General features: G+C 59.9%; 13 protein-coding genes and 1 tRNA gene. 6 read left to right on the plus strand and 8 right to left on the minus strand.

Annotation, left to right across the window (positions count from 1 at the left end):
* Positions 1–12 precede the first annotated feature (12 nt).
* From recJ to OS189_RS08840, 5 genes are all read left to right on the plus strand, one after another.
* Positions 13–1764: a single-stranded-DNA-specific exonuclease RecJ gene (gene recJ, locus OS189_RS08820; protein ID WP_267166925.1), complete on the plus strand. Its 1752-nt coding sequence runs from the start codon at positions 13–15 to the stop codon at positions 1762–1764.
* Positions 1765–1844: 80 nt separating this feature from the next.
* Positions 1845–1919, plus strand: a tRNA-Glu gene (locus tag OS189_RS08825).
* Positions 1920–2280: 361 nt separating this feature from the next.
* On the plus strand, positions 2281–3027 hold the full coding sequence (locus OS189_RS08830; protein ID WP_323380225.1) for a sugar transferase: 747 nt from the start codon (positions 2281–2283) through the stop codon (positions 3025–3027).
* Between the two features lie 77 nt (positions 3028–3104).
* Positions 3105–4028: a CpsD/CapB family tyrosine-protein kinase gene (locus tag OS189_RS08835; protein ID WP_267166926.1), complete on the plus strand. Its 924-nt coding sequence runs from the start codon at positions 3105–3107 to the stop codon at positions 4026–4028.
* A gap of 183 nt (positions 4029–4211) precedes the next feature.
* The gene (locus OS189_RS08840) at positions 4212–5471 is read left to right on the plus strand and encodes a GumC domain-containing protein (protein WP_267166927.1); all 1260 of its coding nucleotides are present in this window, start codon (positions 4212–4214) and stop codon (positions 5469–5471) included.
* Between the two features lie 5 nt (positions 5472–5476).
* Here OS189_RS08840 and OS189_RS08845 read toward each other — a convergent pair whose 3' ends face one another.
* Complete coding sequence (locus OS189_RS08845) at positions 5477–6823, minus strand: oligosaccharide flippase family protein (RefSeq protein WP_267166928.1); 1347 nt, start codon at positions 6821–6823, stop codon at positions 5477–5479.
* A gap of 116 nt (positions 6824–6939) precedes the next feature.
* Between OS189_RS08845 and OS189_RS08850 the strand changes: the two genes are divergently transcribed.
* Positions 6940–8136 (plus strand): glycosyltransferase family 4 protein, encoded by a 1197-nt coding sequence (locus OS189_RS08850; protein ID WP_267166929.1) that lies wholly within the window; start codon positions 6940–6942, stop codon positions 8134–8136.
* Here the strand turns inward: OS189_RS08850 and OS189_RS08855 are convergent.
* Genes OS189_RS08855 through OS189_RS08885 form a run of 7 tightly spaced genes read right to left on the minus strand, consistent with a single transcriptional unit; the run spans position 8133 to position 25051 of the window.
* A complete protein-coding gene (locus tag OS189_RS08855; protein WP_267166930.1) occupies positions 8133–8969 on the minus strand; it encodes a glycosyltransferase family 2 protein in 837 nt (278 codons plus the stop codon). The genes OS189_RS08850 and OS189_RS08855 overlap by 4 nt on opposite strands.
* Positions 8966–11521 carry a hypothetical protein gene (locus OS189_RS08860; protein ID WP_267166931.1) on the minus strand — a complete coding sequence of 852 codons (2556 nt, stop codon included), beginning with the start codon at positions 11519–11521 and terminating at the stop codon, positions 8966–8968. The genes OS189_RS08855 and OS189_RS08860 overlap by 4 nt, the downstream gene beginning before the upstream one ends.
* A complete protein-coding gene (locus tag OS189_RS08865; RefSeq protein ID WP_267166932.1) occupies positions 11518–12468 on the minus strand; it encodes a hypothetical protein in 951 nt (316 codons plus the stop codon). The genes OS189_RS08860 and OS189_RS08865 overlap by 4 nt, the downstream gene beginning before the upstream one ends.
* Before the next feature lie 12 nt (positions 12469–12480).
* Positions 12481–13185 carry a 4'-phosphopantetheinyl transferase family protein gene (locus OS189_RS08870; protein WP_267166933.1) on the minus strand — a complete coding sequence of 235 codons (705 nt, stop codon included), beginning with the start codon at positions 13183–13185 and terminating at the stop codon, positions 12481–12483.
* Positions 13182–17672 carry a MupA/Atu3671 family FMN-dependent luciferase-like monooxygenase gene (locus tag OS189_RS08875; protein ID WP_267166934.1) on the minus strand — a complete coding sequence of 1497 codons (4491 nt, stop codon included), beginning with the start codon at positions 17670–17672 and terminating at the stop codon, positions 13182–13184. The genes OS189_RS08870 and OS189_RS08875 overlap by 4 nt, the downstream gene beginning before the upstream one ends.
* The gene (locus OS189_RS08880) at positions 17669–18643 is read right to left on the minus strand and encodes a glycosyltransferase family 2 protein (RefSeq protein ID WP_267166935.1); all 975 of its coding nucleotides are present in this window, start codon (positions 18641–18643) and stop codon (positions 17669–17671) included. Before OS189_RS08880 ends, OS189_RS08875 begins: the two co-directional genes overlap by 4 nt.
* A 3-nt stretch (positions 18644–18646) precedes the next feature.
* A complete protein-coding gene (locus tag OS189_RS08885) occupies positions 18647–25051 on the minus strand; it encodes a type I polyketide synthase (protein WP_267166936.1) in 6405 nt (2134 codons plus the stop codon).
* Between the last annotated feature and the right edge of the window lie 187 nt (positions 25052–25238).

Below are 25238 nucleotides of genomic sequence, written 5' to 3' on the forward strand. Positions count from 1 at the left end.
AAGGAATAGCCCGTGGACAAATCAGCAGCCTTTCTGGGGGTCGACTCCTCGCTGACGGGGCGCCGCTGGGTTGGTCCCGCGTCGGAAACCGTTCGCGCGTCCGAAGCCCTGCACCAGCAGACAGGACTGCCGATGGCCGTTTGTCAGGTACTGGCGCGGCGCGGCGTAGCGGCTTCCGAAGCCGAGGCATTTCTTGCCCCCGCCCTGCGTGACCTGCTGCCCGACCCGCGCTCGCTGCGCGATATGCAAACAGCCGCCACGCGGTTTTTGGCCGCGGTCAAATCCCGCCAGCGCATTGCCGTCTTTGCGGATTACGATGTGGATGGCGGTAGTTCTGCCGCGCTGTTGCTGGTGTGGCTGCGCCAGATGGGGCGCGAGGCAACGCTCTACGTGCCAGACCGCATTGACGAAGGGTACGGCCCCAATGATGAGGCGATGGCCGATCTGGCCGCCACCCATGATCTGATCGTCTGCGTTGATTGCGGCACCCTCTCCCACGGTCCCATCGCGGCTGCCAAGGGCGCTGATGTTATTGTGCTGGATCACCACCTTGGCGGGGAAACCCTCCCCGACTGTCTTGCGGTGGTGAACCCCAACCGGCAGGACGAAGACGGCGTGCTGGCGCATCTATGCGCCGCTGCCGTGGTGTTTCTGATGTTGGTTGAGGCAGGTCGGCAATTGCGTGAGGTTGGGGTTAAAGGCCCCGATTTGATGGCCATGCTAGATCTGGTTGCGCTTGCCACTGTGGCCGATGTGGCCCCGCTAATCGGTGTGAACCGTGCCTTTGTGCGGCAGGGACTGAAAATAATGGCCCGCCGCGAACGGGTTGGGGTGTCGGCGCTCGCCGATGTCGCGCGGATGGATACCGCCCCCGCCGCCTATCATCTTGGCTTTATGCTCGGGCCGCGCATCAACGCAGGCGGGCGTGTGGGCAAGGCTGATCTGGGCGCGCGGCTGCTGGCCACTGACGATCCGCACGAGGCATCTGCCCTCTCCGAGCGGCTGGATGCCCTGAACTCGGAACGCCGGGAGGTTGAAAACGCCGTACGTGCCGCCGCATTGGCACAGGCCGAGGAACGCGGCACCGATGGCGCGCTGGTCTGGGCCGCTGGCGCAGGATGGCATCCCGGTGTGGTTGGCATCGTCGCATCACGTCTAAAAGAGGCCACCGGCCGGCCTGCCGTGGTGATCGGGCTGGATGATGGCATCGGCAAAGGATCGGGCCGCTCTGTCACCGGAGTTGATCTGGGCGCGTGCATTCAGAAACTGGCGATGCAGGGCGTGCTGCAAAAAGGCGGCGGACATAAAATGGCCGCTGGTCTGACAGTTGAAGAGGACAAGCTGGAAGACGCGATGGCGCAGCTGACCGCGTTGCTCGAAAAACAAGGGGCGCATTTGCGCGGCCCCTCTGATTTGCGGTTAGACGGGATGCTGATGCCCGATGCTGCCAGCGTCGAGCTGACAGAAGCTGTCGAATCAGCAGGTCCTTTCGGCGCAGGCGCACCCGCCCCGCGATACGTATTTGCCGATATGCGCATTTTCTCGGCGCGTCGTGTAGGCGAAAGCCATCTAAAGGTCAGCTTCGGTGACGGAATGGGCAAGCGACTCGACGCGATCTGCTTTGGCGCATACGATTCGCCCCTAGGCCCCGCACTGGAAAGCCATGGCGGCGCGCATTTCCACTTGGCCGGTCGCCTGGATATCAACACTTGGCAGGGCCGCCAGAGCGTCCAACTGCGGCTGGAGGACGCAGCCCGCGCATAAAAAATAAAAAAATGTCGAAACTCGATAATTTCGACTTGCGCCATTCTCCGCTATTGCTTAGAGACACGCACACCAAGTGTGGCCCGTTCGTCTATCGGTTAGGACGTCAGGTTTTCAACCTGAAAAGAGGGGTTCGACTCCCCTACGGGCTGCCACCTTGTTTTCCCTTCACATCTCCCCTAAATGATAAAGATCATTGATCTTTTTGGTTTGCGCCAATTTGTAAGAAACAGTTTGTTTCAAAAATTTCCTCTCGAATGTGGCGAAAATCTGTTATTAAGAAGTCAGCGGTCGGGCAGCGGTTTACGCGATGCACGATCCAGAGACGAATTTGTAACGCACGATATGAACAGGAGCAATTTTTTCTGCTCCGCAATAAGAGACGCATAACCGGACACCCCACTGCTGCCACTGCGGGGAATGTTGCTGAAAGCGCCCCTTGAAGGAACATACGGATACGCCGATGTCATTGGCATATCGCCACAGACAACTATACGGCCCTGGGGGGTTTGAACTATGAAGAACTTTGACGCTGATCAGGCCGGATACGGCGTATCACGGCTTGCTGCAGTCACTGGCGATTCGGATACATTGCTGAGCAAGGCGCAAGCACCTGTATTGATGTTTAATTCACAGACAGAAACAATTCCGCATTCCCTGTATCGAAACGGCGGGAAACGCCTGTTCGAAACGTTGCTGATTATCGCCAGCCTGCCGTTCTTTGTACCCGTGATGATTCTGTGTATGGCATCACTTTGGATTGAGGGGGGTAATCCCTTCTATCGCCAGATTCGTCTGGGTCGAAATGGCAAGTATTTTTCAATTCTCAAACTGCGGACGATGGTACGTGATGCAGATGCCGTGTTGGAAGACTACCTGACAAGCGATCCCGAGTTGCGCCGCGAATGGGATGAAAAGCAAAAGCTGATCAATGATCCGCGTGTCACCCCCGTCGGTGCCCTCTTGCGCTCTTCTTCTCTGGACGAGTTGCCACAGCTTTGGAACGTTCTGACAGGCGATATGAGCCTCATTGGCCCCCGTCCGATGATGCCCGAGCAGCTACCGTTGTATGGTAATCCGGCAAACTACTTTGCGTTGCGTCCCGGCATTACCGGTTTGTGGCAGATATCGGCTCGCAACGAAAACCGATTTTCGTTCCGCAACGAAGTCGACAAAGCCTATAATGAAAAACTGTCAATCGTCGGTGACATCGCCATCATCTTCAAAACTGTCGGTGTGATGTTGCGCCGGACAGGATGCTAGAGAACGTCACACGTCTTTGTACTGAACCCTATATGCGCTATATCTAGTGTATGTATAAAACCCGAAAGTCTGACCAGATGAAGGATACCTTTGCATCCTCGGCCGCCGAACGCGGACTACAGGCCAGAAGTGACCTGATGCTGCCCGAACATCGCAGCTTCACGCGTCCGCGCAGGTTTAGCACTGAACAAAATGACCGGATCACCGACGCGGAAATGGTGATGGATGAGGGAATTGCTGTTTCCTCTACGCCATTTCGGGATGATGTCGATCTACCTGCGGTAGCGCCGCGAGATTTGTGGCCACTGCTGCATGAGCAAGAGCCGGGAAAAGACCAGCACATTCTGGAGGGCAGTCAGGCCGCCGAGGATTTTCGCACAACTGATGTGTCCCGCGCATTTGATCTGCTGCGTACCCGCCTGCGCCAGACTGTAAAGCAACACGGCTGGGTCAATATCGGCGTTGCTTCGCCAACAGCAGGCTGCGGCAACACCTTTATCGCTGCCAATCTGGCCGCCAGCCTTGCGCGTGTGCCGTCCTCGCGCACTGTGTTGATGGACTTCAATATGCGCACCCCTGGTTTGGCCAAGGCGTTAGACATGGATGCCAGCCAGACAGACAACTTGCGTGATTTCCTTGCCGGTGACGTCGCGATCAGCGATTATATTTTGCGGGTAAGCGATACGCTAGCGGTAGGGCTTGTGGCTACGGCGCAACCCGACGCATCCGAGATACTGCAAGATCCGGCAACAGCCGCCAGCCTGACAGAAATGCGCGCATCACTCAGGCCCGAAATCGTGCTGTACGATCTACCGCCCTTGCTTTCACATGACGACGCAGCAGCGTTTTTGCCGCAGCTTGACGGTGTCTTGCTGGTGTCGGACGGCACCCAGACCATGGCAAAACATATCGCTGAATGTGAACGTATTCTTGACGGTCAGGTGCCGCTTCTGGGTGTAATCCTGAACCGCGCACGTGCCTCCAGTATTGAGCGGTTCTAAACTCGGCTACCGCAATCCTGCTTTGTGCAGGAGCACAAGCGACATATAATAGACAAAATTTAGGTTTAACCGGATAAAAACGCCGCCTCCTTTTCGGGGCGGAATGTTCTGTTCACAGGGCATCAGACAGGTAAAAGCGAGGCACGTATGGGTCCGATATACACATGGCAGGATTTCCTCGACATGACTCGTCGCCGTCTGGGCGTGATCCTGTTTGTGATCATTCTGGGCTGCATCGCCTCGCTTTACTGGGCGATGAGCCATGTGCATCTGTACACCTCGTCAGAGGTCATTCAGGTAGAACAGCCCACCATCAATGACGAGCTTGCACGCTCGACGGTTGAAGGATCATCGGCGCGGCGGCTGCAATTGATCCAGCAGCAATTGATGGCCCGTGGCAGCCTTCAACAGATTATTGATGAATACGGCATCTACGACAATCTTGTCGCCCTGAAACCCAGTGAAAAAATCAATCTGCTGCGACAGGCAGTCACCATAAACGGCGTCGCCGCCGCGCGTGAAGGCTTTGCCGATGATGGTACCATTTCTGTTCTGACGATTACCGCCCAGATGGAGGAAGCACAACTTGCCCGCGATGTAGCGCACGAATTTGCCGAGCAGACGCGCGCCTTGATGGCGGCGCAGCGCCGTGACCAGACCGCGCAAACACTGGCGTTCTTCCAGAATCAGGAACAGGTTGTCCTCGACAATATCGCCGCTCTTGAGGCTGAACTGGAAACCTACCGCCGCGAAAACGATCTGTCGGTTGAAGGCGGAGTAGAATTTCGCCTGTCCGAGGTGGCCCAGCTGAACGAAGCAATCCTCGGTCTGGACCGCGACATAATCTCGGTGCAGCTTGCGCGTTCGCAGATCGACCGGAGTGCGCGCGCCTCAACCGTAGAGCGCGAGGAGCGCGCCATTGATACCCAGCTTAAGACCCTTACCGAACAGCGCGCCCTGCTGGATCAACGCCGCACGGCCCTGCGTGAAACCATTCAGGGCTCGCCCGAAGTACAGCGCGCTCTGGCGGATTTCGACCGCCGGATGGAGCAGTTGCGCACGCAGTTGGAAACCATCGCCGCGCGACGCAACGATGCGCAGGTGGGCTTCAATCTGGAGGTCGGCGCGCAGGGCGAGCGGCTGACAACAATCGAAGAGGCGCAGGTGCCCGATTACCCGATCACGATGAGCAAGAAGAAGCGCGCGATTATGGGGGCAATGGCCTCGGCAATTCTGGCGTTTATCATCGCGTGGCTGCTGGAACTGCGCCGTCCCGTCATTCGCTCTGCCCGTCAGATGCAGCGGGAAACGGGCGTGATGCCGGTTGTGTCCATTCCGGAACTTGCGCCGAAATACCAAAGCTCCAAATGGCGCGCAATGCGCGAGAAACGCCGTGCGGCTGGGCAAGCGGGCCGCGCTGCACGTTTGGCGCGCCACTCCTGACCGGCTTAGTTCAAGGCTGACAGCGCTGAAATTGCGTCCCAATGCAGCCAGAGCGCGGCGGCCCCTACGCTGCCCGCACCTATTGCGCAAACCAGATCATGGCGCGCGTCCCATGCATCATGTTGACGTGCCAGCCAGATGATTACCGGATGGGTGAACAGATGCGCCAGCCCCATGCCCACAATCGCACCGACAATGCCGAACATCGACACGCCGGCAATCAACAGCGTGATTTGCAGCACCGCGCGCGTGGCCGATACCACAAAGAACCGCCGCGAATCTCCGGCAGCCAGTGCGGCCTGATCATAGCTCATCCCGATCACCGCCGGAGTCTGCGCCACAGCCAGCAGCGTCACGATAGCCCCCGCCATTGCGTAACGCGCATCATAAAGCACTCCAACCAGCCACGGACCGGCCAGCGCCATGGTCAGGAGCAACATTAAAACCACCCCGCTGATCGCAAACCGCAGCTTGGCGATTTTCGCAACCTCGTGTTTGGCGTCGCGGTAGACAGGTATCATCACGCGCCCCGTCACAGCCGTGCCCAGTTGCATCGCGAAACTGGCCAGAAAAAACGCGATGTTGTAGATGCCAAGGCTCTCAAGGCTCAGGAATTTTCCTAACACCGCACGGTCGCCTTGACTGGCGAAAAACCAGAATGCCGTGCTGAGAAATATCCATTTGCCGAATGTGACCAGTTCGCGCACCGCCGCAGGTTCCCAGCGAAAGCGGTTTGCCGCTCCGGGCAGGAACGCCCACGTCAGCGCCAGCTTTACCAGCGGGCCAACAACACCGCCCACAACCAGTGCCACCACAGATTGCAACCACCACGCCAGCACGATCATCACGGCAATTCCAACCGCCTGTGAGGTCAGGTCAAGCACCGTCAACCGCCCCATCAGGAGATGCCGGTGCGCCGTTTCGATGCGGGTCGGGTTGAATCCCGTCACCAGCAGCGCCAGTGCCGCAATCGGCAGATAGGTTGCCAGTTCAGGCGCGGCGTAAAAGACGGAGAGCGGCACCGCCAGCGCCGTGGCAATCACCCACAAACAGATGCCGCGGATTACCTGAATGCTCCATGCGGTGTTCAGAAAATCAGGGTCATCACCCCGTTTGCTCTGCGCGATCGAAGGCGCGATCCCCACATCGGAAAACAGCATCAGGCCCACAGTCACCAGACTGATCAGGGCCATCAGGCCAAAGGCTTCGGGAAAGAGAATGCGCGTCAGAATCAGGTTGGAGGCAAGCCGCAATCCCTGACTGCCACCATAGCCCAGCAATATCCATGACGTGCTGCGAAACACCCGCGCCATCAGGCGGCCACTGCGAAGCTGCTGCAAAAGACCATTCATTTGCCTCAATCATCTCCGCTTTGACTGTTATCCCCCTTTTCGTAACGCCCCCCCGCCCCTTGTGCCAGTGGCAAGCGAGCCTGTAGACCACAAGTGAGACATGAAGGACGCAACCGTTGAACATCGCATATATTCTCAACAGCTATCCGCAGCCTTCGCACAGCTTTATCCGCCGCGAAATCCGCGCGCTGGAGGCGCAGGGCCACACCATCACCCGCCTTGCCATGCGCGCAGGGGATACACCGCTGGTCGATGCCAAAGATCTGGAAGAGGCCGCGGCCACGCAATACGTACTGCGCGCTGGCGCCTTGGCCCTGCTGCGCGCAACTGTGCAAAATCTGGTCGCTTCTCCCTCGCGATTTCTCGCGACCCTTAAACTTGCCATTCAATGCGGGCGGTGTTCTGAGGTGGGAATGCTGAAGCATCTGATCTATCTGGCAGAGGCCGCGTATGCCGCCCGGGTCTGCACCGCCGCAGGCGCCACACACGCCCACGCCCATTTCGGCACCAACGCGGCAACGGTCGCCATGTTGTGCCACGCGCTCGGCGGTCCGCAATACAGCTTTACCGTGCATGGCCCCGAAGAATACGATGCCCCCCGTGCGCTGTCGCTGGGTACAAAAATCGCGCGTTCAAAATTCACTGTCGCGATTACCAGTTACGGGCGCAGCCAGCTTTGCCGCTGGGCCGCCCCTATGCATTGGGACAAGATCAAGGTTGTGCATTGCGGAATTGAACCATCCCAATTCTCCACGCCCGCCCCCCTGCCGAAAACCGGCGCGCGGTTTGTCACAATCGGGCGGTTTGTCGAGCAAAAGGGCCAACTCCTCGCCGTCGAAGCGATGGCAAAATTGATTCAGACCCGTGCCGATGCCCACCTGATGATGATCGGGGATGGTGAAATGCGCCCCCTGATCGAAGCGCGGATCGATGCCTTGGGCCTGCAAGATCACATCACCCTGACCGGATGGGTGGACGAGGCGCGCATATTGGCCGAGTTGCAAAATGCCCATGCCCTGCTGATGCCCAGCTTTGCCGAAGGTCTGCCGATGGTGGTGATGGAAGCCATGGCCGCCGCCCGCCTGGTGATTGCCACCTACATCGCAGGCACACCTGAACTGGTGCAGCACGGCAAAACCGGATGGCTGGTGCCAGCGGGCGATGCAGATGCCTTGGCGGATGCCATGGCCGAAATGGCTCAGACTGATCCGGACCAACGGGAGCAAATGGCGCAAGCCGGTCGGGAGCGTGTTCTGGCCCGCCATGATGTCGCTGTCGAGGCCGCAAAGCTGGCCGACCATATCCGCGCCTAGCGGCCCCGCGCCCAGCGTTCTTGCGCGCGGTGCGGCAGACGCACTGCCAATGCTACCGCCACAAATGCTGCAAACCCCGCCGGATCACGCAGCGCCCGCCGCCAGAGCAGCGGAGCATCTTCCGGAAACGGATCATGATTTTTCCAAAGTTCGGGATAGAGTTCCTTGACCTCGGCCACACCGATATCCTGCCGACGGCGCACCCGCACCAGCGGCCCTGCCCCTTCGATCATCGGCCAGTGGTACTGCGCCGGTACGCGAACACGCTCTTGGGGCGTAAAGCTGAGGCGCACAAAAGTATCATCGGATATAATGTCGGGGAACACCCCCCACCGCTTACGACCAGCCGCATTTACAGCAAAGACACCAAATCCCGGAACACCATGGGTACAAAACGGCAGTCTAGCCCAAAAACGGGCGTAAAGGCGGGTGAACCTGCTGCCAGCGGCATCCACGATCGGGCTTCCGCTTGCATATCGCGGCTCGGGGGTATCCAGCACATCAGCCAGTTGCGCCATGAGTGGAGGTGACACGACAACGTCAGCATCAAGATAGATGCGCACACCGTGCTTTGCGGCCCGGTCACCCGCATTCAATGCTTTCATCTTGCCACCCTCTGCCAGATCGAGCACCGTGAGCGGCCACCCTTTCGCAGCAAAGCGCGCTGCGAAACCCCGTGAGCTTTCAACTGTTTCATCTGTGCAGCCATTGGCCATCACAATCACTTCGACAGCCGCACCTGTCCTATCAGAGGCGAGCAGCGCTTCCAGACACGGCTCGATATACCCTTCTTCGTTATGGGCAGGGATCAGGATGCTACAGGCGACCCTCATCTTTTTGCCACCAGCGCATCCCAGCGCGGATTGCTGTCATCCAGATGGCGCAGTGCGCCCCAGCTGCCCCATTTTGTCGGTACGTAGACATCGGCGTAGGCGTTGAACAGCTTGCCCCCCACGCCGTTCCACGCCTCCAGCAGTGCAGAATATAGCGCACCCATTTCGGGTGTGTAATTGAAATGGCGGAAAAACGCGCCGAGGCGTTCATCATCCACCTGCGCACCGATGCCAACTACATGCGTGCCGCCCTCGTACATGAGCAGATCCAGCCCCGCTTTCCTCGCCACATCGGCATGATAAGGCCAGATACGATCCCGCAAATCGCTGATGGTATCGGCATCTACCCCGCTCACAGAGCCATCAGTCAGCTCTTGGGCCGCTACAGCTGTGGCATAGTCGTATTGCGTCGCCTCCAGCGCCTTTTGCCGTGCAGCACCTGTCAGCCCTTGCGCCGTCACAGCATTATTTGCCCGTGAAAGGCTTTCGTCCAGCCAGTTCGTGACCTGTTCGCGCCGCGCCTCAAGCCCCAGAATACCGCCAAAATATCCGGTGATTGCATAGGCATCAAACGCCTCAGCGGGCTTGGGCGCACCTTCTGCCACAGCCAAAGGTGCCGCAAGAATGTTCTCCTCAAGCCCCAGCCAACCTGTTTGCGTCGAAATTACGTTGACCAGTTGTGATTCATTCCCCTTGAACACCGCCGACCAGATGCGCGCAACCTCTGCCGCGCGCATTGCATAGAATTGTGTACCGACATCCGTCTTGCCCCAGCGTTCCTTGGCCTGCTCCTCGGCCCAGCGGGTCTGTGCAAATTGGAAATTCCACATCTCGTTCGAGTATTCGACATAGACCTTCTGCGCGGGGTCCAGACCTGCACGTATTTCTTGCGCAAATGCCTTCACATAAGCGTCATCCGCCAGATGCGGGATGTTCACCCAGATATCCTTGCCCAGACCATTCGCAAGCGCCAGCATGATCTCTAACGGCACCCCATGATGCGCCCAGCTTGCATCGCCCGTCTGCGGGCGGTCCTGCCAGCGCGACTGGGTGGAGTTATTCGTCTCCATCCAGTCCATAAACCGCAGCGTTTCAAAAGGGGCCAGACGGGCGGTCCAGTCGGGGTTGAACACCGCGCCGCTTTCCCACAGCGCCAACCGGTCCTCGCGCACCACTGAAATGTTGCGCACCGGATCACTGCTGCTGGTTCGTTGGATACGGATTTCGACACTGCCCGGCCCCGGCGTATAATCAAACCGCACCTCACCACGGCCATAGCGGATGTTGCGCGCGCGGCCTGTCGGCTCTACCACGCCGCCGCCATCAAAGCGCAACACATAGCGCCCCTCCAGCGATGGCGCTGCGGCCTCCGGCAGATCGGTCAGGATCATCGTCCCGACCGACCCTGCATCGCGCGGGAGTGAGCGGACCCATCCATCTGCATCGATATGCCCCGCCTCAACCAGTGCGGCAAATTCAATGCCGCCAAACTGGCCCGGCAAATGCCCGAGCCACGGGCGCGCGGTTTTCATGATGTCAATAAACGGCTGTTGCGCGGCCCAATCTGTTATGGGTGCAAGGCCCACCGCGATCTCGCCCGCTGGCGTTGCGGAAGGCAGCGCAGCAGGCGCGGTCTGCGTTTCGGCCTCTGGCACCGCTTCTGCGGGGGGGGAAGACCGCACAGTTTTATCAACGTCCGGTGTTGGCGCCTTTATGGCAGTCACCTGAACCGGCGTATCCGCCACCTCGCCTCCCTGATAGGCTTCGACGCTCTCGCGGGCGACACGTTGCATCGCCGCCGCCATTTCGGCATCCGGCCCCGCAAACGGCTTGCCATAGCGATCACTGACAGCGTGGGGCAATCCTTCGGGGCTGGCATCGGTCAGCACCGCGTATTGCACCATCGACACAAAGTAATGCCCAAGCGGGTTGAGATGGATATCGTCATCAAAGACTTGGGAAATTGTGTTCAACCCCGGTACGGTTCCGGCCGCAATGGCATCATCTAGACGTGCCAGCGCCTGTCCCGCAGGGATAAGCCTGATCCGAGCTTCGGCGTCCGGCTGCTCCGCACCCAGCAGCGTCACGATCCCTTCCCAATCGGCCAGATCCTCTTGCAGGCGCACCCGCCACGGGGTTTTCGCACCGTCGTCAAATTCAATAGTTTTGCCCGTGCCGCTTTTCAGGCTGTGCCATGTCTCCTGCACAAAAACCCGTGCGTCCGGATTGGCACCAAAAGCAAGACCCGCAAATGCCTGCGCGTAAACCTCTGTCTCGCTCCATTGCAAATGATTGGCCAGCGGAATTGCCTCTGTCAGGATCAGATCGGTTGTGATCCCTTTGGGCAAGGTTAAGCGCGCATCAATGCCCTCCGCTTTGTCGGAATTATGCCAGTTGTATTTCAGCGGTGCGCCATTGATGATCTGGGCCTGCACCTGAACGGTGTCGCTACTCGCCCCCAACGCAGCCTCAAGCATATCGGGTCCGGCGCTGCCAAACAGGCTATGCCCCACCATCACAACCGAAAAAATTGCGCTTGTCAGGTCACTCATTTCGATACTCCGCTGTAGGGCGTTTTGCGCACCACATCCCACACTGTATTTTGCATCAATACACCAGCTGCAGCATCGGGTGCATCCGCAATCGTGCCATCTGCGCGTTTCAACGCCAGCGGCAGGCCTAAAGGGCTGCGCTGATACAGCGTCGCGTAGTGGGTCAGCGCCACCAGATAAGCCCCCAGATCACCCAGATGAATGGTATCGACCGCCCCTTCGGGCGTGCGCGCAAACAGGGCATCGCGGCTTGCGATATTGCCGACACCGCCGCGCTGCTCCAGCGCGCGGACAAATGCCCCAAGCGCCTGACCGGCAGGGATGACATAAACCGGCGCTTTGATTTGTGCCACCGCAGGCAAAACCAGCCGGTCCAGCCAGAGCGCATCGAAATCGCCGTCAATGCGCGCAAGCCATCCAGCGGGATCGTCGGTGTTGTGCCATGTCTCGTAAAGGTAAAGCCGTACATCAGGTCGCGCAGCGCGTGCCAGCGCGGCCCAGTTCCCCAGATAGTGCACGCTGTCATGATACCGGATGGCATCCGCCAGCTCGACCATTTCAGTCAGGACCAACGCATCGAATTGTCCGCTTTGCACTGCGTCTTTGGCGGGTAGAAACCGGGGGTGGTTGTTTTCGGTTTCAAAGCCGTTCACCGGCACGTCCGGCTCCCAATGCGCGCGCAGCGGCGCGCCCCACCCCAACTGGCTTGCGTATGCATGGCCCGAAGGCGCAAGTTGGGCAAGCATTGCGGGCATGTCACGCCCGACCAGCGAGTGCCCCAGATGATAGACATTCAGCGGCCCGGCGGGCGCTGGCAGGGAGACGGTGTATTGCGCGCGCGCATTTAACAGCCTGCGCTGGCGCACCCCCGCCGACAGCGCAAGCCCCGCGCCAATCCCGATCACCCCCGTCGCGGCCCCCCGCAGCATGTTGCGTCGTGAAAACATCACCACTTCCCTTCAGGAGTTGTTCGTCCGTGCCGTGCCAGATTGCCTAACTGCAACGCCCGTGACAAGCAGGCCAGCAGCCTGTCTGAAACGCCCCCTCAGAATGTCACCGGCGGCAAACGGGCCATGGGAAGTTTGAAATACCGCCCTAAAGCGCGATGCATCGCGATCCACCCGGATCTCGAATGTGTCAAATCCGAACAGTGTTCTTGTGACCTGATACTGCGCCTTATAGGCCGCTTCCTTGGCGGAAAATAACAGCTTTGCCATATGGGCCTGATCGTCCGGCCCCAATGTGCTCAACCACGCGCGCTCGCTGCGGGTGCAGATTTCGGGCAGCAATGCAGGGTCCAGCGGCGTGGCCTCTTCCAGATCAATGCCGATGCCGCGCCAGTCACGGCACAATCCTACGGCAGCCGCGCAGGCAGTGCGCGAATGTGAAATGCTGCCCGTCACCCCTGCCGGCCAGACCGGCGCACGATCCGGTCCTGTCAGAATGGGTTGCGGAGCGATATCCAGCATCGAAAGTGCCGCACGGGCTGCGGCGCGGCCTGCGTGAAATTCTGTGCGTCGACGTGGCACGGCTGTGCGAATTGCCGCGTCCTCGGCAGCTTCGATTTTGGATGGCATGACGCGTGGATCACACGCGGCAACGGCAATTCCATCGGGCAAAACCGATCGTGCCAGCGCCGCGACAAGATCGGGATCGACAATCACATATCTGCCTTGGCCCGCCCTGCACGCATCGCACGGCGTTTCGAAATTGTCTCTGCCTTTGCTGGCGCGTCTTGCGCCGGCGCCTCTGCCGGCGTTTCGGTTTTAGCACGGCCTTTGTCCAGATGTGCCGCCAGACCCGACAGGGTTGGAAAGCGGAAGATGTCTGTAATCCCCAACCTGTCCACGCCAAGAGCCGCTTTTATGTCACGGTGCGCTTGCACAGCCAGCAACGAATGTCCGCCCAGCGCAAAGAAGTTGTCCGAGGGGCGGATGTTGGACACGCCCAGAATTGCACTCCAGACAGTTGCGATTGCAGCCTGGGTGTCGCCTTCGACTGTCGCCACGCCACCATTATCCGGCGCGGCTTTGGCAGCGGGTGCCGGCAGCGCTTTCCGGTCGATCTTCTTGTTCGGCGTCAATGGCATCTGCGCCATTTCGACAATCCGCGCGGGCACCATGATGTCGGGCAGACTGCCCGAGAGTGCTTTACGCAAGGCATCCTCGTTAATGCTGCTGCCTGTCACATATCCGACCAGTTGTGCGCCGCCAGCCCCCTCACGCGCCACAACAACAGCTTGCGTGATGCCGGATTGGGCGACAAGCGCGCTCTCGATCTCGCCCAACTCGATCCGGTGACCACGGATTTTCACCTGATCATCCGCGCGCCCTATGAAGCCCAGCACACCGTCACTGCGCCATGCCGCCAGATCGCCAGTGCGGTACATCCAGCCCGCGCCGAACGGGTTTTCGACGAACCGCTCGGTCGTCATCTCGGCGCGGTTCCAATACCCTTGGGCCACACCGTCACCTGCGATGTAAAGCTCACCCGCGACACCTATCGGGCAAAGCGCAAGGCTTGCGTCCAGCACGTAAATCTGCGTGTTCGCGATAGGTGTGCCGATGGCGGCGGTTGCTTCGGGCCGGGTGACATCCTGTGTTGTGGACCAGATTGTGGTCTCGGTCGGGCCGTACATGTTTTGCACCCGTCCACCGCAGGCTTTCAGCAATTCTGCCGCCAGCGCACCCGGCAATGCCTCGCCCCCGACCATCAGTTCTTTCAGACCCGACAAGGCATAGCGGGTTTCGTCATTTGTAACCAACATCTGCGCCATGGACGGTGTGCATTGCAGGTGGCTGACCTTGTGACGCATCCACTGCCCCGCAAGCGAGAAATCATCCGCCGCGAGCGCTGACCCTGCGTTGGCCCGTTCCAGCACCTGTGCCAAAGGCTTCAGCCCCGCCAGCACCGTGTCGACGTCGATGCCATAATCGATCAGACAGGCAATCTCGTCTACGCCGATCCGCTTAAGCTGTTCTGCACGCGCTACGCCGTCTTCGATTGTACCGAACATGCCGCTGTCGTTGAAATACCGCTGAAACGCGAATTCAAGGATCGCTTCCAGCTCCTCCTCGTCCAGACTGCCAAGATCCATTTCGAAAGCATTATTCACACCTTCCGGGCGCTTGAACGCGGGGAAGGCCCATGCATATTGCTTGATCAGCCCGGCGGCGGCGCGCAAATAGTCTTTCATCGGGTCGCGCGCGATCTCTTCGGCCTGTGCGCGCGTTTCGGCCAGATAGGTGTGCAACATCAGGGTGACTTTGAAATCAGCCGGATCGTGGCCAGCGTGGCGCAGTGCTGCGTGATAGATTTTGATCTTGTCCGCGACCTCGTCCACCGACTGACCCAGCAGGTGGGTTAGCACGTTTGCGCCAATTTCGCCCGCTTCGCGCCACGTATCGGGATTGCCTGCGGTGGTCACCCAGACGGGCAGTTCTGCGGACACGGGGCGTGGTTGTGTGACCACGGCAAAGGGTGTGCCGTCTTTGGTGGGGAATTCGACCGCATCACCGCGCCACAGGCTGCGCAACTGATCAATTGCGGCATACATCGCGGGTTTATTTGCAGGTGGGGTGTTTTCAGGACGCAGCACAAAATCATCCGGCTGCCAGCCGCTTGCGATGGCCAGCCCGACACGTCCGTTGGTCAGATTGTCGATCACAGCCCATTCTTCGGCAATACGCGCAGGATGGTGCAAAGGCGCAACGCATGATCCCGCACGCACAGACAGGTTTTGCGTGACCGCCGCCACGGCAGCACCCGTGACCGAGGGGTTCGGATAGGGGCCGCCAAAGGCATGGAAATGCCGCTCCGGCGTCCAGACCGCGTTAAACCCGTTGGCATCGGCGAATTTCGCACCCTCCAGCAGGAGGCGGTATTTTTCGGGCCCCACACCATCGTCATTGCCCCAATAGAACAGATTGAAATCAACCTTGCGATCCGGCAAAGCAATCGCGCCACGGCTCAGCTCGGTCCGGCTGTCATCGCCTGCCAGCACCAGTTTGAAACCGCGTGACAGGGTCCAGAACAATTCCAGCACGGAAATATCAAACGACAGGCTGGTCACGGCCAACCATGCATCGCCCTGCGCATGGGTGATCCGCTGGTCCATTCCGGCAAAGAAGTTTGCAACATTGCCATGGCCCACCATTACCCCTTTGGGTGTGCCTGTGGAGCCGGAGGTATAGATCAGATAGGCAAGCGTGCTTGCGTCCGCGCGCCCCTCGGGGTTTGTCTCTGGCGCGGATGCCAGATCGGGGTCTGTGTCCAGCAGCAGCAGTTTCGCCTCGCCTTCGGGCAGACTGTTCGCCAGCGCCGATTGGGTGACAATCACAGGTGCACTGCTGTCAGTAATATAGTGTTTGATCCGCTCTGCTGGATAGGCAGGATCAAGCGGCACGTACGCCCCGCCCGCCTTGAGAATGCCCAGCGCGCCAATCAACAGATCGGGGCTGCGTGACGTGGCCAATCCCACAGGTGTGCCCGTACCAACACCCAAGGCGATCAGCCGGTGCGCCAGCTTGTTCGCCGCTGCGTTCAGCGCGCGGTAGCTAAGGCTGTTGTCTTCGAACACCAGCGCCGTCGCATCCGGTGTCCGTTCAACCTGCGCTTCAAAGCTGGTGTGAATGGGCCGGGCGGCGTAGTCCGTTTCGGTCTTGTTCCACGTTTCAAGCAGGAGCGACCGTTCTTCCGGGGGCAAAGCCGCATCGCCGGTTAATGCTTTGGCCACCCTTGCCGCAATTATTTGCATCGCGGCATCATCAAGCAGACCGGCGTTGCCATGCAGGGTGATTGCCGCCTCTGTGATTGCAATTGACAATGTGCTTCCCGCCAAGGGGGCATCCGCCACCGCAATCGCAGGCGTGGTCAGATCAACCGCCGGATCACGCAAGGCCAGATCCGCGGCAATCCCGCCGGTTTTTTCGATCCGCGCCATTTGCGCTGCAAGCGGTGCATCACTGCGCAACGGCACCCATGGCAATACGTAACCGTTTGCAGCAGGTTTCACCGCATAGGCGATGTCGCCACCGCCCTGCCCTGCGCCCAGCACCATCGCAGCAATAACCGCCGCCAACGCGTCCTCCCGGCCGGTACCTTGCGCCAAATCAACGGTGCGCTTGTGCCAATCATCACTGGCACGTCCACGCGCCAATGGCACTGGCAGCGCCTCCCGCGCCGCCAGCTTGGCACGCCAGTACGCCTCATCCGCCACGATCAAATCCTGCAATTGGCGAAGGTCGGTGTCTGCCTTGTCCACGTGCGTACCAACTGCCGGCAATGCCACCTCGCCGCGCAATCCCGCCACACCCGACAGTTTAACGGCACCGTCAGCAGTAGCGATAACCACCCCGTCGGGTTCTACCCCAAGCACGGTTCCGGCTGCACTGTTTCCGGTAGCGGATTCACCGGTTTCAACAGTATAAACCACGCCATCCGCAGCAATCTTTGCAACACCCAGCGGGTTCCAATACCCACCAAAATCAAGCCCCCGTAGCAGGGCGATAACCTGCGCGGTGGTATGGCTGAAATCAATCAGGTCAAACACGGCTGGCCGTTGGTTACGGGCGAAATAGCTGCGCTGGCTCAGGTCTTGGGGGGTACGCTCGGGCTTGCCCTTTTCCAGCTGCGCCAGAACGCGGTCAAAACTGTCCATCGCGGCGGCGTAGCATTTGGAATTGAGGCTGAAGGCCGTGTCATCGGCAGCGATATCGATCAGTTCCTGTGCCAGCAGATCGCCTTCGTCAACGCCGCCTTCGATCATGTGCCAGCTGACGCCGTGCTGCGCCTCGCCGTTGATGATGGCCCATGCAGGTGTGTTCAACCCTGCATAGCGCGGCAATGGACCATCATGAAAGTTCACGGCACCCTTGGCGGGCAGTGCCAGCACTGCATCCGGTATGATCCGCAAATTGGCAATGCTCAGCAGCCAGTCGAATGCAGGCAATCCGGCGGCGGCCAGATCGGACGGTTTTGGATAGCTCGCAATGCCGCGTGCATCCGCCCAGCCGCGCACATCCGCATCCGTTGTAACGACGGCAACCACCGTATGGCCCCCCGCAACAATCATATCCCCGCACGCGATCGTGAGGGACTGATCCCCGAGGATTACACAGGAAAAAGGATCAGCGTTGAAGGGGGCGGTCATAGTCGGTCCTCCGGGGATGTACGGTAAGGGGTGGCGGCGTGTGCAACCAGATCACGCAGAAACCAGCGCGGATCCTGCGGATGTCGCCCACCCAGCGCCGCGCGCAGACGGTGCAAGACACCACCTGCCAGATGGGCCAGCAAGGCCGTTGCGGCATACACGCGGCCATGGTTCTTGATAAAATAGTGACGGCGGGAATCGTACCAATAGGACGGCATCCGCCTGGTTGTTTTCAATCCTGTGGAAACCGAGCCGATATGCACCACGCGGCTGTCTTGCACGTACCAGCATGACCAACCCGCACGCGCGGCGCGCAAACACAGATCGGTTTCTTCGAAGTACAGAAAAAATGTCTCGTCAAAAAGGCCGATCTGTTCCAGCATGGTGCGGCGCAACATCATCGAGGCACCCGCGCTCCAGTCAACCTGACAGGTGGTTGCGGGTTGCGGCATCGGCACGGGGGCCTCGGGAAACATGCGGTCGATAAAACCCAATCGTGCCGCGCCGGCGAACTCCCCCGCAATGCTGGGAAACCGGAAAGCGGTTGTGTGCACAACACCGTCTTCGCCGCGCACATTGCTGCACGCGATACCGGCGTCGCGGTGCGCTTCGAGATGATCCATAAGCGCCTCGATACAGCCCGCATCGGGGAAGGCATCAGAATTAAGCACATAGAAATAGTCGGGTGCCCGCCCGTCGCCCAGCGTCATCCGCAGCGCGATGTTGTTCCCCGCCCCGAAGCCACCGTTGACGGGCGATGCGACAACACGCACAAGTCCGCCCTCGCCCCAGCCACGGGCGGCAACCTGTTGTGTAATCATCTCATACGATCCATCGCCCGACGCATTGTCGACAATCACCAACTCACCGCCCACGCTGTGCAAATCGGCCAACGCTGCTTCTGCCGCGCGCAGGGTCATTTCCGGCGTGCGAAAGTTCAAAATAACACAAAGCACTGTGGGGGCTGGCATTGGCTACTCCGCCGCTGTGGCCTGACGCGGTGCGTCAGTGTGCAGGGCTTCGTCGATCACTTCGCGCAGCTCAGCCGCCATAACAACCACATTGGGTGACAGCACCATACTGTCGTGATCCCCCGGCACCTCGATCACACGCACATGGGGGGCAAAGCGGGTCCAGTCGTTGTCCTCAAAGACATACTCGCGTGCTTCGCTGACCCAATTGCCACCATTGACCTTGTATTTCCGGTCCAGAACAGGGCGCAACAACGTCATCGGACCGTCCCAATCGGGTGTCTGATAGCGCCCGACAGCGCGCAAAAACGCCGCTTCGATCTTGGTGTTGTTAAACTGCGCGCCCGCTGGCGCTTCAACCTTTCCGGCACGTTTGGACTTTTCCCAAGCGATGCGGTTTTGCGCCCATTCCAGCAGATAGCGCGGCCCCTTTTTGCGCAACTCTGCCAGCTTGATCAGCGCCTTATCAGGCTTGCTCAGGCTCGGGCGGACAGGCAGCGGCGTGTCAAGCAACGCCAGCACGGCCACCTCCTCCCCTGCGGCAGTCAACTGGCGCGCCATTTCATACGCAGTGATACCGCCTCCGGAAAAGCCCGACAGCAGATAAGGCCCCTGCGCCTGAACCTGACGGATTTCGGCAATGTAATCCGCCGCTGCGTCCTCAACGGTTTCATGCGGGGCGCTGTCGCCGATCAACCCGCGTGCTTGCAGGCCGTAAACCGCCCGCGCATCAGAAAATTGCAAGGCAAGATGGCGCAGGTTCAGCACGTTGCCAAACATCCCCGCCACCACGAACAGCGGCGCGCCTTTGGCCGGGCTAACACCGTTCAGCGGCACAAGATGGACAAATCCCGTTTTTTGCTTCTGGTCCTCATCGCTGTCCGAAACAGCGATCTCGCCCGTCTGCGCGGTAATGCGCGCAGCGATCTGCGCGATTGTCGGCGCCTCGAACAGAACGGAGATCGGAAATTCAACGCCAAAGTCACGTTTCACGGCGGCGAACAAGCGCACCGCGATCAGCGAATGCCCCCCTAGATCAAAAAAGCTGTCGTCAGCGCCGACCGGCGACACGCCCAGCAGCGTTGACCACATTTCGGCCAATGCTTCCTGCACAGGGCCTTCGGGCGGGACAAATCCTTCCAGATCGGTCCGTTCGAAACTCTGGCCTTTGGATACCGCGCGCGGCGGCGTGTCTGCCTGCGCAATCAATGCCTGCAAGGGCAGCGACGAGACATAGATTTGCGGCATGTCCAGCGCTAGCGCGCGCAACAGCGCCTCCGGCCCCTCTGCGGCAGTGATGCCTTGGGAAACCAGATAGGCCAGCCGCTCTTCTGCTTCGGTTTGCGGTCGGGTTTCGCCCTCATCCGCATCATCAAACTGAACTTCTGCGGCGCTTAGCGGGGCAGACTGCGCGGCAAACCCGCCTTTCAGGCGCGTCATCGCAAAATCACGTACTTCGGCCAACACCGCGCCTTCGGCCTCGCAGATCGACACATCGAACCGCGCATCATCGGTGCCCGACGTGGTAAGACGCACCCAGCTGTAAATCTCGCGCGGCAGGGGTGCGAACACCTCAATCTCACCGTATGACATCGGCACCCAAAGATCGGCTCCGTCGTATTCAGGCACCAAGTCGATGGCCCAGCCGGTGGCCAGATCCATCAGCCCCGGATGTAAAACCTGCGCGTCATCCAGCGACGCGTCTAGCCTAAGACGTGCAAGGCCTTCGTCTCCGCACATCTGGCGGGCGCGTAAAGCCTGCCACTGCGGTCCGAAACGCAGATGCGCCTCCTGCGGGGTGGGCATATGCGCGCCGTCATGTTCCTCTACCGCGCCAAGGCGCGCTGAAACCGCTTCAAGATCAATCATATGCCGCTTGCCGGTCCGGCTGCCGATCCGTGCCTGAGCGTGGGCCTGCCAGCCCTCTCGCCCGTCCAGCGTGCAATCACTGCGCAGGGTTGCGGCAAATCCGTCTGTGTCCGGTTCCAGAGTGATACGCATCCGGCGCGTTTCGCCGTCAGGCGCTTCGAATGCGCGCAGGAAATACAAATCGCGCAGTGCATAGGGGTATGACAGCCCCGCGCCCCGCGCGGCCTGCGCCAGTGCTTCGACCATGCCGGTTCCGGGCATAACCGCGCTACCTTCGGCCATACGGTGCTGATCCAGCACCCAATCCGACGATGCATTCAGCGCAGTAGAAAAGCGGGTCGCATCCGCCATCACTTCGACAGTGTCAAGCAGCGGCACATCCAGCGCGCGCGGCAGTGTAACCACGTCAGGCGCCTGCCCGACCGCATCCGCTGCCATACCGACATCGGCCCAAACACCCCAGTTCACCGCGACAACGCGGGTTTTCGCCCCGACTCGCGATTTTGCAAAGGCGTTCATGTATTCGTTGGCAGCAACATAATCGATCTGCCCCGCCGCGCGGGTGGCGGTGGAGGTAGACGCAAACAGTATCAGCAGATCAACACTGCCATCGGGCAACAACTGGTCCAGCACCCGCAAACCCTGCACTTTGGGCGCAAGAACCGTGTCCACCTGGGCCTGTGTTTTTCCCAAAAGCGGCGCGTCGTTGAGCACACCTGCCGCATGGATCACACCGTCGATGGTGCCGCGCGCGCGCAAGCTGTCGATCACTTTGCGCATCTGCGCCACGTTCATCACATCCGCGGCGGCCACTTCGACAGTGCCGCCCAGCGCCTCAAGCCGCTGCACAGCGCGGATGCGCCGCGCTATCGCATCCCCTGCATGGGTGGTTTGCAACACACGCGGCCACGCTTCCCGTGCGGGCAGCGCATGGCGCCCCAACAGAACAACATGCGCGCCGTAGTTGGCCAGCAGATCAGCTGCGATTGTCTGGCCGATCCCGCCAAAGCCACCGGTTATCAGATAAGTGCCGCCCTTTTTGAGGGTCGTCGCGCCCGCAGTCTGTGCAAGCCGCTGCGCGCGCAGACCTTGCACATACCGGCGCTCAGCGCGCAGGGCGACAACGGCATTCGCAGGGGTCGCAAGGATTTCTTCGATCAATCCCCCCGTGACATCGCCAGCCGGTTCGGACGCGCGTGCAAACAGGCTTTTCGGGGCTTGAACCTCGGGCAGGTCTATATCCACGGTCGACACGGTAAGGCCCGTGATTTCGCGCGGCATCACACCTGCGGGGCCACTTATCATCGCCTTTTCAGGATAGATCAGCGCCTCTGAAGCCACTCGTGCGGCACCGTTGGTGAATATGCTTAAATGGGTCTGTGGTGCATCCTCGCGCTCGGCCAACGTCTGGGCCAGCCACAGCAGGCTGTAAAACCCCTGCTCCATCAAGCGGTCATAAAAGCTGCTGCCAGGGCGGTGGGTCTCGGTACGCGTCACGCTCCAGAAATGGGCGATACGTGTAGGCGACTGATCTGCCTGCGCCAGCGCACCCATCAGCGCGTCATACCCCTCGCGTCCCTGTTCGGGTGCAAGCGTAAACTGCCCTGCACCCAGATCGGCAAAACTGTCACCGGCGCGAACAACATTCACCCGCGCCCCGGCATCCATCAACCGTTTGACAACGGTGTCTGCGACACCGTCCTGATCCGCAAACACCAGCCAGTTTTCACCACTGGCCGAGTCGAGCGCGGCATCAAGATCAGCGTCTACATCTGCATATCGCGCACGCCAGCTTGGTACGGCACCCCAATCGGCCATATCCTCCAGCCGCGCGATTTCGGGCCTCGCGGGGGGGATGTTCTGCGTCCCGGCCGCGATGAAATACGGGCTGCGCTGGAATTGGTAGGTGGACAGCACCACGCGGTTGCGCCGCGCCTCGCCCCAGATCTGGTCCCAATCGGCCTCAACGCCGCAGGCCCACAGCCTGCCGATGACACCGATAAAATACATATCATCCGCGATTTCCTGATCGGGATGGCGCAGCGAACTGAGCACCTGCGCCGGTTTCACGCCCGCACACATCGGCGCAAGCGACGACAGCGCCTTGCCCGGACCAACCTCTAGATACACGCGGTTTTCCTGCGCGCTCAGCGTTTCAATGCAATCCGCGAAATGAACCGTGTTGCGCAGCTGGTCGACCCAGTAGTCTGGATCGGTCGCCTGCGCATCCGTGATTTCTGTACCGGTGCGGTTGGACATGAACCGCATTTTGGGGGCTTGCAGATCAAGACCGGCCAGAAACGCGCGATACTCAGCCAGAATAGGTTCCAGCATGCGGCTGTGTGCGGCGATGTCTATCGCAATGCGCTGGCTTTCCACATCGTCCTTGCCCAACCGCGCGGCCAACGCTTTTAGCGCGGCGTCGGGGCCGGAAATTGCCGTCAGTTCGGGGCCATTGACCGACGCGATATCCAGATCGTCATCAAGGTAGGGTTTGATTTCCGCGAGCGACAATGGCACGCTGAGCATTCCACCTGCTGGCACTGTATCAAACAGGCGACCCCGCAACAAAACCAGATCGATCAGGTTTTCAAAGTTCATCACACCCGCCAGACAGGCGGCCACATTTTCCCCCATGGAGTGACCGACCATCGCCGCAGGCCTGACACCCCAACTAATCCAAAGTTGGGCCAGCGCGTATTCGACGATCGCAATCAGCGGCAACTGTACCGAGGGCTTTTTCAGCGCTTCGGCAGCGGCTTCTCTGTTCGCCTCTGGCAACCACAGCGCGCGGATATCGTATTCCAGCTGGGGCGAAAGATGATTCAACCCGCGATCCATCGCTTCGGCAAACACCGGCTCTGTCTCATAGAGATCGCGGGCCATATCGGGGTATTGCGCACCACCGCCGGGGAACATGAACACAACCTCGGGGTCTGCACCCAGATTTTCATGTGTGAACACGCGGCGGGTATCACCTGCCTCCAGCAAGGTGGCGGCCTCTTCATGGGTTTCGGCCACCACCACGCGGCGGCGTTCGAATCCGCGCCGTCCGTTTTTCAGCGTATGGGCGATATCGGCCAAATCCTGTTCGGGATGAGCGCGCAAATGCGCGGACAGGGCAGCAGTATTTGCATCCAGCGCCGCCTTTGTACGGCCCGAAACGCACAGCACCTGAAAGGGGAAATCACTTTCTTCAGAAGGCGCACGCGCCGGTGCTTCGGACAGGATCGCATGGGCGTTTGTACCGCCTACACCCAGTGCGTTGATTGCCGCATGTCGCGGGTTGGCGCGGCGCGGCCAGGGTGTGAGGCTGGCGTTCACCGAAAACGGGCTGCCGTCAAACCCGATTGCGGGGTTCGGGGCCTCATACCCCAGCGATGGCGGCATCGCTTCATGATGCAAAGACAGCGCGGCCTTTACCAGCCCTGCCACACCTGCGGCGGTATCCAGATGGCCGATGTTGGTTTTCACCGATCCGATCCGCGCAAAATCCACCTTGTCGGTCTGGGTGCGGTACGCCTCTGTCAGGGCCGCAACCTCTATCGGGTCGCCCAGATAGGTGCCCGTGCCGTGACATTCCACCAGTTCGATCTGCTCGGCCCGCACGCCAGACGCATCCAGCGCCATACCGATGGCTTCGGCCTGCCCGTCCACCGAAGGGGCCAGATATCCGGCTTTGGCCGCACCGTCATTATTGACTGCCGACCCTTTTATAACGGCCCAAATATGGTCGCCGTCCGCCTGCGCATCCGACAGGCGCTTCAGCGCGACACATCCCGCACCGGACCCGAAAACAGTGCCCTGCGCGCGGTGATCAAACGCATGGCATTCCCCGTCCGGTGACAGGATTTCGTTTTCATTGAAAACATACCCCCGCCCCTGCGGCAGTTCTATGGTAACCCCACCCGCAAGCGCCATATCAACATCGCCCGCACGCAGGGCTGCCGCGGCGTAGTGGATCGCCACCAGCGACGTAGAGCAGGCCGTTTGCAGGTTGATTGACGGGCCGTGCAAATCGAATACGTGGCTGACGCGGGTGGACAGGAAATCCTTGTCATTGCCGGTGTGGCGCAACAGGAACATGCCCACATCATCCACCAGATCAGGGTTGGAACAGATGTTGAAATAGAAATAGCTGCCCATGCCGCATCCGGCATAGACACCGATTGGCCCTGCGACATTTTCCGGCACATGGCCCGCCTGCTCCATCGCTTCCCAAGCGACCTCCAGAAATTTGCGGTGCTGGGGATCTAGGATAGCGGCATCTTTGGGCGAAAAGCCGAAAAACTCGGCGTCGAATGTCTCGAACCCTTTCAGATCGGCGGCGGCGCGCACGTAATTCTTGCGAGCGATGTTCTGCGGGGTTTCGCCTGCCGCCAGCAGTTCTTCTTCGGTAAGTTTACGGATGGATGACACGCCACTGCGCAAGTTGTCCCAAAAGGCTGCCACGTTGACGGCACCCGGAACATTTACGGCCATACCAACAATCGCGATATCGATTGCCGACGAATTCATTTCGCGGCTGTTTTCAGTCATACAGTCTCTTCCTTCGGCCCACGTCAACCTGCGCGAGATTTCCACACAAATTGACTAAAAAGCAGACCATTCAACCGGGCGCTAGCACTCTCCCGACACTGCACTATATCGTGAAGATGTCTAATTCATGGCACCCCGTCCCCTTTTCAAGGCAACAGGGATCAGCATAGCATATTAACCTTTGTTT

Origin of the sequence: Sulfitobacter sp. F26169L, from assembly GCF_026410285.1 — a bacterium.
GTDB lineage: Bacteria > Pseudomonadota > Alphaproteobacteria > Rhodobacterales > Rhodobacteraceae > Sulfitobacter.

Excerpts from the sequence above, each read along its gene's own strand:
- OS189_RS08865 (WP_267166932.1), bottom strand. The coding sequence starts at position 12,468 with ATGTTTTCACGACGCAACATGCTGCGGGGGGCCGCGACGGGGGTGATC.
- OS189_RS08875 (WP_267166934.1), bottom strand. The coding sequence starts at position 17,672 with ATGACCGCCCCCTTCAACGCTGATCCTTTTTCCTGTGTAATCCTCGGG.
- OS189_RS08880 (WP_267166935.1), bottom strand. The coding sequence starts at position 18,643 with ATGCCAGCCCCCACAGTGCTTTGTGTTATTTTGAACTTTCGCACGCCG.
- OS189_RS08835 (WP_267166926.1), top strand. The coding sequence starts at position 3,105 with ATGAAGGATACCTTTGCATCCTCGGCCGCCGAACGCGGACTACAGGCC.
- OS189_RS08830 (WP_323380225.1), top strand. The coding sequence starts at position 2,281 with ATGAAGAACTTTGACGCTGATCAGGCCGGATACGGCGTATCACGGCTT.
- OS189_RS08845 (WP_267166928.1), bottom strand. The coding sequence starts at position 6,823 with ATGAATGGTCTTTTGCAGCAGCTTCGCAGTGGCCGCCTGATGGCGCGG.
- OS189_RS08860 (WP_267166931.1), bottom strand. The coding sequence starts at position 11,521 with ATGAGTGACCTGACAAGCGCAATTTTTTCGGTTGTGATGGTGGGGCAT.
- OS189_RS08885 (WP_267166936.1), bottom strand. The coding sequence starts at position 25,051 with ATGACTGAAAACAGCCGCGAAATGAATTCGTCGGCAATCGATATCGCG.
- OS189_RS08840 (WP_267166927.1), top strand. The coding sequence starts at position 4,212 with ATGACTCGTCGCCGTCTGGGCGTGATCCTGTTTGTGATCATTCTGGGC.
- OS189_RS08855 (WP_267166930.1), bottom strand. The coding sequence starts at position 8,969 with ATGAGGGTCGCCTGTAGCATCCTGATCCCTGCCCATAACGAAGAAGGG.